Source organism: Streptomyces sp. NPDC048496 (genome assembly GCF_043200055.1).
Taxonomy (GTDB): Bacteria; Actinomycetota; Actinomycetes; order Streptomycetales; family Streptomycetaceae; genus Streptomyces.
Genome location: NZ_JBICXB010000001.1, coordinates 442242 through 458825, shown reverse-complemented (window position 1 = coordinate 458825; position 16584 = coordinate 442242). Strand labels below are relative to the sequence as shown.

The window sequence follows — 16584 nt, the reverse complement described above, 5'->3', positions numbered from 1 at the left end:
GTGGTCATGCCACGACCTCCTCGGACCGGTCGGCCGCCGCGGCCCCGGCCCCACGGTCCGCACCGCTCTCCGACTCCTCGACGATCGCGATGTACGCGTCCTCCAGGGTGGGTTCACGGGTGACGACGCGTCCGATCCGGATCCCGTCGAGAGCGGCCAGGACCCGTGAGTGCAGCTCGGCGCCCCGCTCCGTCTGCACCATGACGGCCTGCCGGCTGCCGCGCTCCTCGGCCGCCACTCCGCGCACCCCGGGCAGTTCCCGGATGCGGTCGAGGTGCTCGTCGGCCGCTCCGTATGCCTCGATCTCCAGGATGTCGCGCTCCTGGACCCGGGACTTGAGCCGGTCCGGGGTGCCGAGCGCCTGGATCGTGCCACCCGCGATCACCGCGATCCGGTCGCACAACTCATCGGCCTCGGCCATGTAATGGGTGGTGAGCAGGACGGTGGTGCCACCAGTCCGCAGATCGGCGACGGTACGGCGCAGATCGCGCGCCGCCACCGGGTCGACGCCGATGGACGGCTCGTCGAGGAAAAGGACATCGGGCTTGTGCAGCAGGCCACGGGCGATGTGCAGGCGTTGCCGCATCCCGCGCGAGTAGCCCTCGACGCGTTCCTTCTCCCGGCCGGCCAGACCGACCAGATCGAGGAGTTCGGCGATCCGGCGCCTCTGGTCGCGCGGTTCGACCCCGTACAGCTCGGCGAAGTAGCGCAGGTTGTCGAGGGCGGAGAGCCGGTCGTACAGACCCCGGTCGCCGCCGAAGACGTAACCGATCCTGCGGCGTACGGCGACGGGGTCGGACGCCACGTCGTGGCCGAGGACCCGGGCCGTGCCGGAGGTGGGCAGCAGCAGGGTGTTGAGCATCTTGATGGTGGTGGTCTTGCCCGCTCCGTTGGGGCCGAGCAACCCGAACAGCTCGCCGCGCGCCACCTCGAAGCCGACGCCGCGCACGGCTTCGGTCACGGTACGGCGGGGGCGCAGAAAACCGGTGCGGCTGGTGTAGGTACGGCGGAGATTCTTCGCCTCGATCGCAAGCATGGCGGGGACGCTAGGCCTGCCCGTACCGCACCGGCCATCAATTCGGGGGCGGCCGAATCGTCGCTCACGCCCCGGTCCGGTCAGGACACGGCGCGCAGCACGTCCTCGCCCGAGAGCAGCGCGAGCAGCGCCCGGCCGGTGTCCGTCAGCTGGTAGTAGACGCTGCGCCCGACCCGGTGACGGGTGACGACGTCCGCGTCGGCGAGGACGGACAGATGCTCCGAGACCGTGCTCGGCGCGAGCCCGAGCCGGTCGGCTATCCCGGCCGTGGTGAGCGGCCCGCCGAGCTGGCGCAGCACCGATGCCCGGCCCCGTCCGAGCAGCACACCGAGCCGGTCGGTGGCCTCCGGTCCCGCCCCGGCGGGTTCGCGGAGCGCCCCCGCGCCCCGGGCCTGGAAGGAGACGGCGAGGACTTCGGGATCGTCGGTGGAGTAGAGCCGGCAGCCCTCGGCGAAGACGAGCGGTACCAGCAGGAGCCGCCGCTCGCCCGCCCGGTACTCGGCGTCGATGTGCTTGGTCAGCTCAAGGACGGGCGGCGTCCACCTGGCCCGCGCCTCCAGTCCGGTGAAGAGCGCGTCGATGCCTTCGGTCGCGAACGTCCGGGCGCGGATGAGGACTTCGTCCTCGACGAGGCGCCGCACGGTCGGCCAGTGCGGCTCCATCGCCCCTTCCCAGTACGCGGCGTAGGAATCCGCCAGCGCGGCGCAGGCCGCCTCCGGATCCTCCAGATAGGGCCGGATGCGCGGATGGTCCCCGAGTCCCGGAAAGTGCTCCTCGACCCCGGCCCGTACGACCTCGGGCGGCGTGGCCCTGATGATGTCCAGCTCCGTCTCGACGGACGAGGCGCCGACCGGCCGGGGCAGCAGGAAGTCCGGGAAACTCAGCGGGCCGTCGATTCCGTCGATCAGCAGCCGCAGCGCCGCGGTCCGGTCGTCCTCGCGCAGCACTTCACGGGCCCGCCCGACCCACTTCTCGTACGGCCAGGAGGGCGTACGGTGCGGCTTGGCCAGATGCAGGCTGCAGAAAGCGTCCCACAGCGGGCTGATGGCGATCCGGGTCGCGCCGAGCGCCGCCTCGTCCAGCTCGATCCGGATCACCCGGCGGTCACCGTCCGCTCCGCGCTCATCAGGCCGCCCCCACCGGCTCCAGGAACCCTTCCTCCACCAGCAGCCGGATCGCCTGCGGGGTGCGGTCGCGCAGCAGTACCGGGTCCTCGTTCATCAGCTGGGCGATCGCGTCCAGGATCCGGCCCGCGGGCAGCGTCCCGTCGCAGACGCCCGCGAAACCGGCACCGACCGCGTCGACCTTCGTCGCGCGCCGCATGCCGCGGTTCTGACGCAGCACCACATGCTCGGGATCCTCCGCGCCCGGCAGTCCGACCTGCTCCTGCATCACTTCCGGGGCCAGCGTGAAGTGGTCGGCGAGCAGCGCCGCGTCATCGTGCGTCCGCAGATAGTCCTGGCGCGCGAAGTGGGCCTCCACGGCCGCGCCGAGGGGCTGTTCCACCGGATGCGGCCACTCCTCGATCACGACCGACGGATTCCCGTCGGCCGCGGCCGCGGACTTCCGGAGCGTGATCCAGCCGAAGCCGACGCCCTTCGTCTTGCGGGCCTCGAACTCGTCCAGCCAGACGTCGTACCGTGCCGCGTACTCCGCGGGGTCCGTACGGTGGTCGCCGCTGTCGCGCAGCCACAGCTCCGCGTACTGCGTGATGTCCTGCACTTCGCGCTGGACGACCCAGGCATCGCAGTCGCGCGGCACCCAGGAGCGCAGCCGGTCCTGCCACTCCTCGCCCTCGACGTGCTGCCAGTTGGCGAGGAAGTGCGCGTATCCCCCCTCGTTCAGCCGGTCGCCGGCCTGCTGCACCAGCGTCCGGCACAGGTCGTCGCCGCCCATGCCGCCGTCGCGGTACGTGAGACGGGCACCCGGCGAGATGACGAACGGCGGATTCGACACGATGAGGTCGTACGTCTCGGTGTCGACCGGCTCGAAGAGCGAACCCTCGCGCAGATCGGCCGGGGCGGCACCGGACAGGGCGAGGGTCAGCCGGGTGAAGGCGAGGGCGCGTGGGTTGAGGTCCGTGGCCGTGACCCGGGTGGCGTGCTGCGCGGCGTGCAGCGCCTGGATGCCGGAGCCCGTACCGAGATCGAGCGCGGAGGCGACCGGCGTACGGACGGTGATCCCGGCGAGTGTGGACGACGCCCCACCGACGCCGAGGACCACCCCCTCCTCGTGCGAACCGATGCCACCCGCGCCGCCGACCGCGCAGCCCAGGTCGGAGACGATGAACCAGTCCTGCGCCTCGGGCCCGCTGTACGGCCGCACATCGACGGCGGCCCGCACCTCGTCGCCCACGCGGATCACCCAGCCGTCCTCGACGCACGCGTCCAGCGGGAGCACCGTGCGGGCCCGCTCGTACGGGACGGGGCGCTGAAGCAGGAAGAGCCGCACCAGCGTGTCGAGCGGGGATTCGCCACGGGTGGCCCGCAGTGCCGGAACCGTCTCGCTGCGGGCGAGCGCGGCATAGGCGGGCGCGCCGAGCAGGTCGAGGAGACCGTCGGCGGTGAAGGCGGCGGCAAGCAGAGCTTCGCGGAGCCGGGGCGAACGGTCGGGCGCGGGGAGACTGGTCGTACTCACCCGCCCATTGTGGCCGCTCCCACCGACAACGGCAGCGGCCCGGCAGCATCGGAGCTGCCGGGCCGGTCGTACCGGCGTTGTCAGGGCTTCTTGCTGGGCGACGCGGAAGCCGGCTTCTCGGGGGTCTTCGACGGTGCGGCGGCCGGCGGGACCGAAGCCGTCGGCTTCTGGCAGCCCGGCTGCTTGGCCATCGCGATGCCGACCTTGCCGGACTGGAGCTGCTTCAGCGCCTGGTCACCATTGGTGCTGATCTTGTTCAGCTCGTCGGCGATGCCCTTCAGACCGTCGGCGAACTTCGCCTGGTCCTTGATGTCGAGCGCGTCGACCTTCTTCTGCAGCTCCGCGTAAGCGGCTGAGGAGGCGTTGAGCTCCTTCACGGCCTCCTTGTGCGTGGTCTCGCCGTTGTCGACCGGCGGTGCGCCCGCCGAGTCCACAGCTGTGCCCAGCGCCTTGTACGCCTGTGAGATCTGCTGGAAGGCGGCCGAGTCGGTCTTCTGGACATCGGCGGGCTTGCTGTTGTCGGCGGTCTGCTGCTGGATGGCGGCGTTGGCGTTCGCGATCTTCTGCAGCTGGGGCTTGACCTGGTCACAGACCTTCTTGGCCCAGTCGTTGACCTTGTTGTCGCTGCCACTGTTGCCGCTGCAGCCCGACAGCGTAAGTACCAGTACCGCACCGCCGGACAGTGCGGCTGCAAGCTTCTTGTTCACCGGATCGGTCCCTTCCAAGGCTCTCGGCCCCGGAACTTACACGCCAAACGACCTCCATCCGGGTGCCGGGCGTCCGATAGATAGCCTTTTGCAGCCATTTGCACCAAGGGAAATGAGGGAGATACAACTCACGCGCGAACGGGTGAACGCACGCGGCAGACGAACGGCAAACGGGTGGGCAGCGCATCGGAATGCGCTGCCCACCCGTTCTTTGACGAGGTCATGCCCTTGCTCGATCAGGTGCTGCCCCGGGTTGACCGCGTCCCCGCGAGCTGTCGCTCTCTTCCCTGTACCCGCCTCATGAAACGGCAGCCGGATCGGTCGACTTGGCGGTCGCGCCGCCGTCGTCATCGGAGTCGTCCTCGTCGCCCACGGCGATCCCGCGACGCTTGGAGACATAGACCGCACCGACGATGACGGCGAGGGCGATCACCGCCACCACCGCCCGCACGCCCGCGCTCGCGTCCGCCCCGTAACTGAACTTCACCACCGCCGGCGCGATGAGCAGCGCCACCAGGTTCATCACCTTGAGCAGCGGGTTGATCGCCGGTCCCGCCGTGTCCTTGAACGGATCGCCGACCGTGTCGCCGATCACGGTCGCGGCGTGGGCCTCGCTGCCCTTGCCGCCGTGATGACCGTCCTCGACGAGCTTCTTGGCGTTGTCCCACGCGCCTCCGGAGTTGGCGAGGAAGACCGCCATCAGCGTCCCGGTGCCGATCGCGCCCGCGAGGTACGAACCGAGCGCCCCGACACCGAGGGTGAAGCCCACCGCGATCGGCGCCAGCACCGCGAGCAGCCCGGGCGTGGCGAGCTCGCGCAGCGCGTCCTTGGTGCAGATGTCGACGACGCGCCCGTACTCCGGCTTCTCGGTGTAGTCCATGATCCCGGGGCGCTCGCGGAACTGCCGCCGCACCTCGTAGACCACGGCCCCGGCGGACCGGGACACCGCGTTGATGGCCAGGCCGGAGAAGAGGAAGACGACCGCGGCCCCGAGGACCAGTCCCACCAGGTTGTTGGGCTGCGAGATGTCGAGGCTGAGGGTCATTTCCCCGGCCTTTGCACCCACGTCGTCGACCGCCGTGGCGATCGCGTCGCGGTACGAGCCGAAGAGCGCCGACGCCGCCAGCACGGCGGTGGCGATGGCGATGCCCTTGGTGATGGCCTTGGTGGTGTTGCCGACGGCGTCCAGGTCGGTGAGGACCTGGGCACCGGCGCCCGTGACGTCGCCGGACATCTCGGCGATGCCCTGCGCGTTGTCGGAGACCGGTCCGAAGGTGTCCATGGCGACGATGACCCCGACGGTGGTGAGCAGCCCGGTTCCGGCGAGGGCCACCGCGAAGAGCGCCAGCATGATCGACGTACCGCCGAGCAGAAACGCCCCGTAGACGCCGAGGCCGATCAGCAGCGCGGTGTAGACGGCGGACTCCAGACCGATGGAGATCCCGGCGAGTACGACGGTGGCCGGGCCGGTCAGGGAGGACTTGCCGATGTCCTGGACGGGGCGCCGGCCGGTCTCGGTGAAGTAGCCGGTGAGCTGCTGGATCAGCGCGGCCAGCACGATGCCGATGGCGACGGCGACCAGGGCGAAGACCCGAGGGTCACCGCTGTGCGCGGTGATCGCGCTGTCGGTGACGCCGTCCAGGTCGGCGTACGAGGACGGGAGGTAGACGAAGACGGCCACCCCCACCAGGACGAGCGAGATCACCGCGGAGATGAAGAAGCCGCGGTTGATGGCGGTCATCCCACTGCGGTCGGCGCGCCGCGGGGCGACCGCGAAGATGCCGATCATCGCGGTGACCACGCCGATCGCCGGCACGATCAGAGGAAAGGCCAGTCCGGCGTCGCCGAAAGCGGCCTTGCCGAGGATGAGCGCGGCGACGAGCGTCACGGCGTACGACTCGAACAGGTCGGCCGCCATGCCGGCGCAGTCACCGACGTTGTCGCCGACGTTGTCGGCAATGGTGGCGGCGTTGCGCGGGTCGTCCTCCGGGATGCCCTGCTCGACCTTGCCCACGAGGTCGGCGCCCACATCGGCGGCCTTGGTGAAGATGCCGCCACCGACCCTCATGAACATGGCGATGAGCGCGGCACCGAGCCCGAAGCCCTCGAGCACCTTGGGCGCGTCGGCGGCATAGACGAGAACCACGCACGAGGCGCCGAGCAGCCCGAGCCCCACCGTGATCATGCCGACCACGCCGCCCGTGCGGAAAGCGATCTTCATCGCCCGGTGCGATACGTCGGTGAGATCCTTTTCCGGTTCGCCTTCCGCCGGAGTCGCCTCACGCGCGGCGGCGGCCACCCGCACATTGCTGCGGACGGCCAGACGCATGCCGATGTATCCGGTGGTCGCCGAGAAAAGCGCACCCACCAGGAAGAACAGCGACCGGCCGGCGCGCTGGGACCAGGTGTCGGCCGGAAGCAGCAGAAGCAGGAAGAAGACCACGACGGCAAAGACGCCGACAGTGCGCAGCTGCCGGGCCAGATAGGCGTTCGCGCCCTCCTGGACGGCTGCCGCAATCTCCTTCATGCGGTCGGTGCCCTCGCCGGCCGCCAGCACCTGACGGACCAGCAACCGAGCGACGATCAGTGCGGCGACGGCGACGATCGCGATGACGATCACGATGACGCGGTTGTCATCGGTGAGTACCGCGGCCGCGAGAGAGGTGGGTCGGTCGGAAAGTGCGGAAACTTCGGGCAGTTCTGCCAGTGGTGTGTTGATGAAGCCCGCCATACGTCCTCCTTGACGCTCAGCGCTCAAGACGTGGACGGATTGTAGGGAGCAGAACCTGATCAAAACAGTCCGCGGTAAATGTAAATCGACTTTACCCGCCGATCGATAAATGATCGCGCCCTCGGATTGATCCGAATGCAGTAATGGGGCAGAAGCATTGTCCGTAGATCACTGATCAAGCAGAAATGAAAAAAGGCCCTGCTCGGCAGGGCCCTGGAGAGTGGATCAGGAGTTACGGATCGGGGCGGCGCCGCGACGGGCCAGCCCGCTGTGACGCCTCCGGCGCCTCAGGGATGCGCGCTTGCGGGCGTCTTGGGCCAGCTCATGCGGATCACTTCGCCATCGGCTCCCGATCTGACTTCCACGTCGTCGACGAGGCCGCTGATGACCGCGAGACCCATCTCGTCCTCGCTGTCGACGTCGGTCTCGGTATCCGGTTGACCGGGCCCCTCTCCGGGCGCCTCGGCGGCTCCGGTCTCCCCACCGGGGCCAGGCACCTCGTCGCCGACCTCGACGGAGAAAGACTTCTCCTCCTCGGTCAGGACGACCTTGACCGGAGCGGTGATGCCGTGGTTACGGTGCAGCCCTACGGCGCGGCTGCAGGCCTCACCGACGGCGAGTCGGACCTCGTCGAGCACTGCCTCGTCGACCCCGGCGCGGCGCGCCACGGCGGCCGCCACGAGGCGGGCCGTCCTGACGTGTTCGGGCTGGGCGCTGAAGCGGAGTTCAACAGTGGCCATGCGATCCCCCTCAGACGTACGGGCGTGCATCTCAGGGGCCCGGGCGTACTGCCCGGCCCCCCGCTCTCTCTTCCTCCGGAAGCCGGCAGCGTCACCGGCCCCCGACAGCCGACGCGCCACCGTCGGCGGCCGACCCACCGATCTGCCGACGGGTATCCCGTCGGCGCCCGGAAGCCGTCCGTACCGATGGCCGGCAGCCCGCTGCCGGGCGTATCACAGCCGACGGCCCGGCCCGGCCGCCGGAATGCCGATGATCCGGCACCACGACTTCCACCGAACCGGCTGCCCGCCGAACGGGCCGCGGTCCGACCCGGCTGTGCACCGGACCGACCGGCTTCCGGACCAACCGGCTGGCTTCCGGACCGGCCTCCGGCTGGTCCGGAAGCAGGCGGTCAGCCGTCAGTCGGTGGCCGCGACAGCCTCGTCGACCGTGGTGTGGATCGGGAACACCTTGGTCAGACCAGTAATCCGGAAGATCTTGAGAATGCGCTCCTGGTTGCAGACCAGGCGCAGTGAGCCCTCATGGGCCCGGACACGCTTCAGGCCGCCCACGAGCACGCCGAGGCCGGTGGAGTCGAGGAAGTCGACACCTTCCATGTCGACAACCAGGTGGTAGCTGCCGTCATTCACCAACTCGACCAACTGCTCGCGCAGCTTGGGCGCGGTATACACATCAATCTCGCCACCGACCTCGACGACCGTACGGTCGCCACCAGGGCCGGACACATTGCGAGTCGACAAGGACAGGTCCACGGATCCTCCAGCACCTTGCTATCGAGCGGTCGCCCCTCGGTCTCCCCGACGGAGCCAGGGGACGGATCGCCAGCCGCCATGGCATTCAATCACTTACCAGCAGCCATGCACGACGCCTTGGGACCATTGTCCGTCACGGCGGTGACACACTCGGTACCGATGGCCAAGAATCACCGCCCCAGTCGACCACCCGAGAGCAGGGACTCCCGCCCCTCTCCCGCCATGGTCCTCGACCGGCTCGCCGCAGCGGCGGGCCGGTCCGCGCGCATCACTCATACGGAGCACTTGCCCCCGCGAACAGGTACCCATGCCATCTGGCCCGATCGCATCCGGCCGGAAGTGATCGCCGCTGTCCAGAAGGCCGGTATCGACCACCCGTGGGCACACCAGGCGGCCGCCGCGGAGCACGCCCTGGACGGCGAATCCGTCGTGATCGCCACCGGAACCGCCTCCGGCAAGTCGCTCGCTTATCTGACCCCGGTCCTCAGCGCCCTGCTCGACGGCTCGGAGGCCCCCGACGGCCGTGGCGCGACCGCCCTGTATCTGGCCCCCACCAAGGCGCTCGCCGCCGATCAGCGGCGTTCGGTCAAGGACCTCGCGGCCCCGCTCGGCAACGCGGTCAGGCCCGCCGTCTACGACGGCGACACCCCGGTCGAGGAACGCGAATGGGTGCGTCAGTACGCCAACTACGTCCTGACCAACCCCGACATGCTGCACCGCGGGATCCTCCCGTCCCATCCGCGCTGGTCCTCCTTCCTGCGCGCCCTGCGCTATGTCGTCATCGACGAGTGCCACACCTATCGCGGCGTCTTCGGCTCCCATGTCGCCCAGGTGGTGCGCCGGCTCCGCCGCCTGTGCGCCCGATACGGAGCCGATCCGGTCTTCCTGCTCGCCTCGGCGACCGCCGCGCAGCCCTCGGTCGCCGCGGGCCGCCTCACCGGCCTTCCGGTCACAGAGGTCGCCGACGACGCCTCGCCCCGCGGCGAGATGGTCTTCGCCCTGTGGGAGCCACCGCTGACCGAGCTGCACGGCGAGAAGGGCGCCCCCGTACGCCGTACGGCCACCGCCGAGACCGCCGACCTCCTCACCGACCTGACCGCCCAGGGCGTCCGCTCGGTCGCCTTCGTGCGCTCCCGGCGCGGCGCCGAGCTCATCTCCGTCATCGCCAAGGAACGCCTCGCCGAGGTGGACCGCTCGCTGCCCTCCCGGGTTGCCGCCTACCGCGGGGGCTACCTCCCCGAGGAACGCCGTGCCCTCGAGCGCGCCCTTCACTCCGGCCGGCTGCTCGGTCTGGCCGCCACCACCGCCCTCGAACTCGGTATCGATGTCTCGGGCCTGGATGCCGTCGTCATCGCCGGTTACCCCGGCACCAGAGCGTCGCTGTGGCAGCAGGCGGGCCGCGCCGGGCGCTCTGGCCAGGGCGCCCTGGCCATCCTGGTGGCCCGCGACGACCCGCTGGACACCTTCCTCGTCCACCACCCCGAGGCTCTTTTCCAGCAGCCCGTGGAGTCGACTGTTCTGGACCCGGACAACCCGTACGTCCTCGCCCCCCATCTGTGCGCGGCCGCCTCGGAGCTTCCGCTCACCGAGAGTGACCTGAAGCTGTTCGGGCCGGCCGTGGCCGAGCTGCTGCCGCAGCTGGAGGCCGCGAAGCTGCTGCGCAAGCGGGCGTCGGGCTGGCACTGGACCCGGCGCGAGCGGGCCGCCGATCTGACCGACATCCGTGGCGAGGGCGGCCGCCCGGTCCAGATCGTCGAGGAGGGCACCGGCCGGCTGCTGGGCACCGTTGACGAGTCGGCCGCGCACACCGCCGTCCACGAAGGGGCCGTCCATCTCCACCAGGGCCTCACCTATCTGGTCCGGAAACTGGATCTGGAGGACTCGGTGGCGCTGGTCGAGGAGGCCAGTCCGCCGTACTCGACGACCGCCCGCGACACCACCTCCATCACCGTCCTGGAGAGCGACACAGAGATCCCCTGGGGTGACGGAAGGCTCTGCTACGGCTCCGTGGAGGTCACCAACCAGGTCGTCTCCTTCCTGCGTCGCAAACTGATCACCGGCGAGGTCCTCGGCGAGACCAAGCTCGATCTGCCGCCCCGCACGCTGCGCACCCGCGCGGTGTGGTGGACGGTCACCCAGGACCAGCTGGACGCCGCCCGCATCAACCCGGAGATCCTCGGTGGCGCCCTGCATGCCGCCGAACACGCGTCGATCGGGATGCTGCCCCTCTTCGCCACCTGCGACCGCTGGGACATCGGCGGTGTCTCTGTCCCCCTCCATCCGGACACCCTGCTGCCGACGGTCTTCGTGTACGACGGTCATCCGGGCGGCGCCGGATTCGCCGAGCGGGCCTTCCACACCGCCCGCAGCTGGCTCACCGCCACCCGCCAGGCCATCGCGTCCTGCGAGTGCGAAGCGGGCTGCCCGTCGTGCATCCAGTCCCCCAAGTGCGGCAACGGAAACGACCCGCTGCACAAGCGGGGGGCCGTACGTCTCCTCACCGAACTTCTCCGCTCCGCCCCGGCGGACCTGGAGCAGGCGGGGGAGCTACCGAGCCCGGAATCGGACCGGGATCGCCCGTCGGAGGGCCTGCCCGGGACCTGACCTCGGGTGCGTACGGCCCGAACCGCACCCGGGCCGTCACATCGGCGATCTCCCCCTGCACGACGCACCGGACCACCGCCGCACCCTGCGCCTCGGCCACCTCCGCGGCCGCCCTGCACGCCGCCTCGGCCCCGCGTAGGGCCCGGTCGGCCGCTGCCAGGGCCGCCAGGTCCGCCGCCCCGCCGGCCCGGTGCCGAGCGACCACCACCTGGCCGAGCGCAAGCACGGCCGCGAACACCGCACACAGCGCTGCCGTGGTCACCGCCGCCCACACTGTCGCCACCCCCCGATCACGCCCTTCCCCACACCCGCGCGAACCCACCACCCGCAACGCCCGTCGAACCCGCCGCACCCACGGCACACGTCGCTTCTGTCGCAGGGACACCGCCCCGATCGCCCCCGTCACGGCTCCGCCCCCAGCGTGTCCTCGGCCATCGCCACCGCGTCCGCTCTCAGCGTCAGGGCCAGCGCACCCGGTCCGGGCGTCGGCGCAGCCACCCGTACCCGCCACAGCTCCCCGGCCCGTTCCACCTCCACACGCGCCCGGTCGGGTGCCACCGAACGGGTGACAGCCAGCACCTGCGCCTCGGGTTCGGACCGGGCCGCCGCCCTCGCGCCGGCCCTTGCCGCATCCACGCACCGGATCTGCGCGGCGGCGGCCATCAGCGCCCAGAGGAGCGCCAGAGCGAACAACACCAGCACCGGAATCACCATGGCCGCCTCCGCCGTCACCGCACCCCGGTCGTCTCCTCCCCCTTCGCGGTCCCCGCCTCCGCTCCCCGAACGCCTTTCAGACCTTGGCATCGAGAGCGTCCGTGAGAATCGACTGCAGTGCCGCCATGACCGGCGCACTCGTGACCACCTTGTAGAGCACCGCCGCCAGCGCACAGGCCGCGATCGTCCCCACCGCGTACTCGGACGTCGTCATCCCGCGGTCCGTCCGGACTCGGCGCGCCACACGCCGTGCCCAGCCCCTGATGCGCTTGATTTGCCATGCCATGTCAACCCCCAGAAGTGTTCTTTTGTGCAGATTCTTCGCTGATTCGATGCTTTTGTTCATCGGGCTTGCAGGAGCCCGTTCGCCAGGCCGATGACCACCGGCGCCACACCGACCGCCAGAAAGGCGGGCAGAAAGCAGAGCCCCACCGGAGCTGTGATCAGCACGCCGGCCCGCTGGGCGCGCGCCACGGCCTCGCTCGACCTTTCCGCCCGCATCGCCTCGGCCAGCCGGGCGACCGGTTCCGCCGCCGGAGCCCCGGTCGAACCCGCCCGGTCCAGACAGCGGGCGAGCGCGCCGGCGCCCGATATCTCGCCGAACCTCCCCCAGGACACGGCCGGTTCGCCGCCCAGCCGGATCTCCGCCGCTGTCCGTGCCAGCCGTTCGCCGACCGGACCGCCCAGCGACTCCCCGACCGCCTCGGCCGCTTCCCTCGGGCCGGCTCCGGCGGAGATGCACGCTGCCAGCAGGTCGGCCGCCAACGGGAGCCGGCGTTCGGTCTCCGCAGCTTCCGCAGCGGACGCTGCGGGTCTGCGCCGATGCCGCGTCCGCTGCCATCGCCACGTGCCGTACGCCGCCACCAGTCCGACCGCGCACCCCCACGAACCACCGACGAGGAACCAGCCCGTCACCACGGCGCCCAGCAGCACGGCCCAGTTCTTCAACCGGGCCCCGGACACCGACCGTTTGCGACGCCGCCTCCCGGAGTCGACCGCCAGCAGCACCGCGCCCCGGCGGCGCGCCACCCGATGCCGCCTCCGCCCGGCCAGGCAGACAGCCAGGTATCCGACCGCGCCCAGGGCGACCGCCATAGGAACCGGCCCGCGGACGATGTGCGCCACCACGCCGGCCCCTTCGCTCATGGCCGCTCCCCCGCCCGTACGATCCGGCCGGCCCAGCAGAGACCGGCCGTCTCCAGCAGCCCTCCCGCCACCAGGCAGACCAGCCCGGCCGGACTGTGCAGGAGCACCCCCAACGGGTCGGCCCCCAGCGCCGCCCCCAGTCCCAGACCGAGCACCGGCAGCAGCGCCAGCACGGCCACCGTCGACCAGGCCCCCGCCAGCTGTGCCCGCAACTCCTCCCGCCGACGCCGCTCGGCCCGCAATGCGCCCTCCAGGCGGTCCAGACCGGCTGCCAGCCCCGCCCCGCCGTCGACCGCCACCCGCCAGCAGGCCGCCACCCCGGCGAGCCCCTCCAGCCCTGGTTCGCGCGCCGCCCGCCCGAGGGCCCCCGGCACATCGCCGCCGAACCGCGCCGCGGCCGCCACCGCGGCCTCCGCCGCACCCATCGCCCCCGTGCCACGCACCGCCACCAGCAGTGCCTGCCCCGGCTCGTGCCCGGCCCGCAGCTCACCCACCACCGCACCGCACAGCGCCACCACGGCATCCGCTCTGCGCTCCCGCTCATGCCGTCCGGCCCGTTTACGAAGCCATCGCCGCACCAGTGGTACCGCCAGCGCCCCCGCGACCACCGGCAGCACGGACCCGCCCAGCACAGCGAGAAGCAACGCCACCGGAAGACACAGCCACTCCCGCCGCTCCCGGAACATCCCCGCGCACCACAGCCGGACCCGGTCCCGGCCGATCCGCGGCTCCGGCTCCGGCACCGAACCGACGAACAACACCCGCGCCCGCCGCGTTCCTTGGCCCCGCCCCACCACCAGCCAGGCCGCGGCCCCCGCGCACACGGCCGACGCATACGTCGCGTACTCCGGGACCCCCACCGCCGTGCCACCGGTCACAGCGCACCCCCGATCAGCGACCGCAGCCGCTCCCGGCCCCGCTCGTGGACAAAGCCGTCGGCGCCCCACCGCAGCGCCGGGACGGTCACCACCAGCCCGGCCGCATCCCGCTCCAGCACATGCACCTCGGCGATCCGGCGCACCCCGGTCCGGTCCCGTACGAGATGGACCACCACCGACAGCGCCGCCGCCAGCTGACTGTGCAGCGCCACCCGGTCAAGACCGGCTGCCGTCCCCAACGCCTCCAGCCGAGCCGGTACATGCGCGGCAGCGTTGGCGTGAACCGTCCCGCATCCACCCTCGTGGCCGGTGTTCAGCGCAGCAAGAAGTTCGGTGACCTCGGCGCCCCGCACCTCCCCGACCACCAGGCGGTCGGGCCGCATCCGAAGCGCCTGCCGCACCAGGTCCCGCAGAGTCACCCGTCCGGCACCCTCCTGGTTGGCAGGGCGTGACTCCAGCCGCACCACATGCGGATGGTCCGGCCGCAGCTCCGCCGAGTCCTCGGCGAGCACGATCCGCTCCTGCTCCCCGACAGCACCCAGCAAACTCGACAGCAGCGTGGTCTTCCCCGCCCCCGTCCCGCCACTGATCAGGTATGAGACCCGGGCCTCGACCAGCGCCCGCAGCACCCGGTCACCACCCGGCGGTACGGTGCCCGCCGCGACCAACTCCGCCAGCGAGAAGGCCCGGGGGCGCACCACCCGCAGCGATAGACAGGTGGAACCCACGGCCACCGGCGGCAGGACCGCATGCATCCGGGTCCCGTCCGGAAGCCGCGCGTCCACCCAGGGCCGGGCATCGTCCAGCCGCCGCCCTGCCACCGCCGCGAGCCGCTGTGCCAGCCTGCGCACCGCCGGAGCGTCGCGGAAGGTCACCCCGGTGAGTTCGAGCCCACTGCCCCGGTCCACCCACACCCGGTCCGGTGCGGAGACCAGCACATCCGTCACCGCCGGATCGGCGAGCAGCGGTTCCAGCACTCCCGTACCGACCAGTTCGCCGCGCAATTCCTCTGCCGCGCCGAGCACTTCGGCATCGCCGAGAAGCCTTCCCTGGGCGCGCAGCGCGGCCGCCACCCCGGCCGGGGTGGGTGCGGCGCCGCTCTGCGCAAGCCGCTGCCGCACGGCGTCGAGGAGCCCGTCGGTCATGACGCACCTTCCCCACCGGGGCCCGCGCCGGCTCCACCGGCAAGCGCCCGCTCCCAGAACGCCGTACAGAATCTGGCGAGCGGTCCGCGGGCACTGGAGCCGGGCGGCGCTCCGTCGTCCTGAGCCGCCAGCAAGCCTGATTCCAGCGGGAGTTCACCGGCGAGCGGCAAGTCGAGCGCCTGCGCCACCCAGCGCTCGTCCAGCCCCGCCGCGTAGGGGCCGCGCGCCACCACCCGCAGGTCACCCAGGACCATCCCGGCCGTTGACGCCACGCGTTTTGCCGCCGCGACCGCCCGCAGTTCACCGGGGACCACGAGCAGCCCGAGGTCCAGCTGCGCAAGCGCCTGCGCCACCGACTCGTCGACCCGGCGCGGCAGATCGACGACCACCACCCCGCCGAGCCTGCGGGCGGCCGCCAGCACCGCCTCCATGGCCTGCGGCGGGATGACCACCCAGTCGTCACGCCCCCAGCTGAGCACCCGCAGCCCGTGCAGTGCGGGCAGCGACTCCTCCAGGGCGCCACCGCCCACCCGCCCTTTGGAATGGGCGAAATCCGGCCACCTCATTCCCTCGGCCCGCTCGCCGCCGAGCAGCACATCGATGCCACCGCCCAGCGGATCGCCATCGATCAGCATCGTCCGCCGCCCGGCCCTGGCCGCGGTCACAGCGAGAGCACAAGCCAGCGTGGACGCGCCGGCGCCGCCCCGCCCGCCGATCACCCCGACGGTGAGAGCGGGCCGCCCCACCCCCTCTGCCGCATTGGCGATCTGATCAACGAGCCAGCTCTCCGCATCGGGCAGCCGCAGCACATATTCGGCCCCGATCTCGACGGCCTGCCGCCAGACATCCGGTGCGTCCTGGTCGTGCCCGACGAGCATCACGCCCTGCCTGCGCAGTGCTCCGCGGCACCGCGGAGCCGCGTCGTCGCCCACCAGGACCATCGGAGCCTGCTCCCAGCCGCCCCTGCCCTCGGGCAGCGTGTGGTGTACCTCGGGCTCCGCGCCGGCGGCCGCGCACAGTCGCAGCAGATCGTCGAGCAGTTCCACATCCTCGGTCACGATCAACGGTCCGCCCCGGCGTTCTCCGACGACCGGCAGACGATCCCGTGCGATGGATTCAGCCACGATCTCCGCCCCCTTCTCCCTGCACCTTCACCACGGTTTCGCAGCGATCTCGGAGCGTTCCGAGATCGGCGATATCCGGAACCCGCGGACTTCGCGGGTGGAATCACCGTGCAGCGCTTCGGAAAATCGTGTGGATCTTGCTCTAAAACTGTGGACAACTCCCCCGTTGTGAATATCTCGGTCACCCAAACCGACGACTTCCGGAGAGCAGCACTTCCGTTACACACTGTGACGACACGGAGTCGTGCGGGAGGCCCGAAAAGACAGGCCGTCGCAGCCGAGAAGGAGGCAGAATGCTTGATTCCGAGTGGCAGAAACGCGTCCGGACATGCGACGACCCCCGCCGGGGGGGAGAGCGGGGGTCGTCCC

Annotated in this window: 15 protein-coding genes; 1 reads left to right on the top strand and 14 read right to left on the bottom strand. The window is 71.2% G+C overall.

The genetic code is table 11. From position 1 onward, the window contains the following. Window positions 1-4: 4 nt before the first annotated feature. From ACGFSA_RS02130 to ACGFSA_RS02100, 7 genes are all read right to left on the bottom strand, one after another. Window positions 5-1036, bottom strand: coding sequence for an ATP-binding cassette domain-containing protein (locus ACGFSA_RS02130; protein WP_393298285.1), 1032 nt, complete (start codon window positions 1034-1036; stop codon window positions 5-7). Between the two features lie 80 nt (window positions 1037-1116). Further along, window positions 1117-2133: an ArsR/SmtB family transcription factor gene (locus tag ACGFSA_RS02125; protein ID WP_393298282.1), complete on the bottom strand. Its 1017-nt coding sequence runs from the start codon at window positions 2131-2133 to the stop codon at window positions 1117-1119. A gap of 28 nt (window positions 2134-2161) precedes the next feature. After that, complete coding sequence (locus ACGFSA_RS02120; RefSeq protein ID WP_393298279.1) at window positions 2162-3673, bottom strand: methyltransferase; 1512 nt, start codon at window positions 3671-3673, stop codon at window positions 2162-2164. Between the two features lie 80 nt (window positions 3674-3753). Next, entirely contained in the window at window positions 3754-4380 is a 627-nt protein-coding gene (locus tag ACGFSA_RS02115; protein WP_393298276.1) for a small secreted protein, read from the bottom strand. 298 nt (window positions 4381-4678) lie between these two features. After that, window positions 4679-7111 carry a sodium-translocating pyrophosphatase gene (locus tag ACGFSA_RS02110; protein ID WP_393298273.1) on the bottom strand — a complete coding sequence of 811 codons (2433 nt, stop codon included), beginning with the start codon at window positions 7109-7111 and terminating at the stop codon, window positions 4679-4681. A 287-nt stretch (window positions 7112-7398) separates the two neighbouring features. Continuing rightward, window positions 7399-7851 (bottom strand): ATP-binding protein, encoded by a 453-nt coding sequence (locus ACGFSA_RS02105; protein WP_393298270.1) that lies wholly within the window; start codon window positions 7849-7851, stop codon window positions 7399-7401. Window positions 7852-8250: 399 nt separating this feature from the next. After that, window positions 8251-8604, bottom strand: a complete 354-nt coding sequence (locus ACGFSA_RS02100; protein ID WP_003967428.1) for an STAS domain-containing protein — start codon at window positions 8602-8604, stop codon at window positions 8251-8253. Between the two features lie 78 nt (window positions 8605-8682). Here ACGFSA_RS02100 and ACGFSA_RS02095 point away from each other — a divergent pair, with 78 nt between their 5' ends. Then, window positions 8683-11208 carry a DEAD/DEAH box helicase gene (locus ACGFSA_RS02095; RefSeq protein ID WP_393298266.1) on the top strand — a complete coding sequence of 842 codons (2526 nt, stop codon included), beginning with the start codon at window positions 8683-8685 and terminating at the stop codon, window positions 11206-11208. Here ACGFSA_RS02095 and ACGFSA_RS02090 read toward each other — a convergent pair. The 7 genes from ACGFSA_RS02090 to ssd all read right to left on the bottom strand — a co-directional run bounded on the left by ACGFSA_RS02090 (window position 11102) and on the right by ssd (window position 16215). After that, the gene (locus ACGFSA_RS02090; RefSeq protein ID WP_393298405.1) at window positions 11102-11446 is read right to left on the bottom strand and encodes an Rv3654c family TadE-like protein; all 345 of its coding nucleotides are present in this window, start codon (window positions 11444-11446) and stop codon (window positions 11102-11104) included. The two genes, ACGFSA_RS02095 and ACGFSA_RS02090, sit on opposite strands and share 107 nt — an antisense overlap. Before the next feature lie 164 nt (window positions 11447-11610). Beyond that, window positions 11611-11940 carry a TadE family type IV pilus minor pilin gene (locus tag ACGFSA_RS02085; protein WP_393298263.1) on the bottom strand — a complete coding sequence of 110 codons (330 nt, stop codon included), beginning with the start codon at window positions 11938-11940 and terminating at the stop codon, window positions 11611-11613. A 58-nt stretch (window positions 11941-11998) separates the two neighbouring features. Next, window positions 11999-12208 (bottom strand): DUF4244 domain-containing protein, encoded by a 210-nt coding sequence (locus ACGFSA_RS02080; RefSeq protein ID WP_393298260.1) that lies wholly within the window; start codon window positions 12206-12208, stop codon window positions 11999-12001. Between the two features lie 56 nt (window positions 12209-12264). Then, entirely contained in the window at window positions 12265-13068 is an 804-nt protein-coding gene (locus ACGFSA_RS02075; RefSeq protein WP_393298257.1) for a type II secretion system F family protein, read from the bottom strand. Beyond that, the gene (locus ACGFSA_RS02070) at window positions 13065-13946 is read right to left on the bottom strand and encodes a type II secretion system F family protein (protein ID WP_393298254.1); all 882 of its coding nucleotides are present in this window, start codon (window positions 13944-13946) and stop codon (window positions 13065-13067) included. Before ACGFSA_RS02070 ends, ACGFSA_RS02075 begins: the two co-directional genes overlap by 4 nt. After that, a complete protein-coding gene (locus tag ACGFSA_RS02065; protein ID WP_393298251.1) occupies window positions 13943-15091 on the bottom strand; it encodes a TadA family conjugal transfer-associated ATPase in 1149 nt (382 codons plus the stop codon). Before ACGFSA_RS02065 ends, ACGFSA_RS02070 begins: the two co-directional genes overlap by 4 nt. Then, complete coding sequence (gene ssd / locus ACGFSA_RS02060) at window positions 15088-16215, bottom strand: septum site-determining protein Ssd (protein WP_393298248.1); 1128 nt, start codon at window positions 16213-16215, stop codon at window positions 15088-15090. Before ssd ends, ACGFSA_RS02065 begins: the two co-directional genes overlap by 4 nt. Window positions 16216-16584 lie beyond the last annotated feature (369 nt).

Excerpts from the sequence above, each read along its gene's own strand:
- ACGFSA_RS02130 (WP_393298285.1), bottom strand. The coding sequence starts at position 1,036 with ATGCTTGCGATCGAGGCGAAGAATCTCCGCCGTACCTACACCAGCCGC.
- ACGFSA_RS02110 (WP_393298273.1), bottom strand. The coding sequence starts at position 7,111 with ATGGCGGGCTTCATCAACACACCACTGGCAGAACTGCCCGAAGTTTCC.
- ACGFSA_RS02105 (WP_393298270.1), bottom strand. The coding sequence starts at position 7,851 with ATGGCCACTGTTGAACTCCGCTTCAGCGCCCAGCCCGAACACGTCAGG.
- ACGFSA_RS02095 (WP_393298266.1), top strand. The coding sequence starts at position 8,683 with ATGGCATTCAATCACTTACCAGCAGCCATGCACGACGCCTTGGGACCA.
- ACGFSA_RS02080 (WP_393298260.1), bottom strand. The coding sequence starts at position 12,208 with ATGGCATGGCAAATCAAGCGCATCAGGGGCTGGGCACGGCGTGTGGCG.
- ACGFSA_RS02075 (WP_393298257.1), bottom strand. The coding sequence starts at position 13,068 with ATGAGCGAAGGGGCCGGCGTGGTGGCGCACATCGTCCGCGGGCCGGTT.
- ACGFSA_RS02065 (WP_393298251.1), bottom strand. The coding sequence starts at position 15,091 with ATGACCGACGGGCTCCTCGACGCCGTGCGGCAGCGGCTTGCGCAGAGC.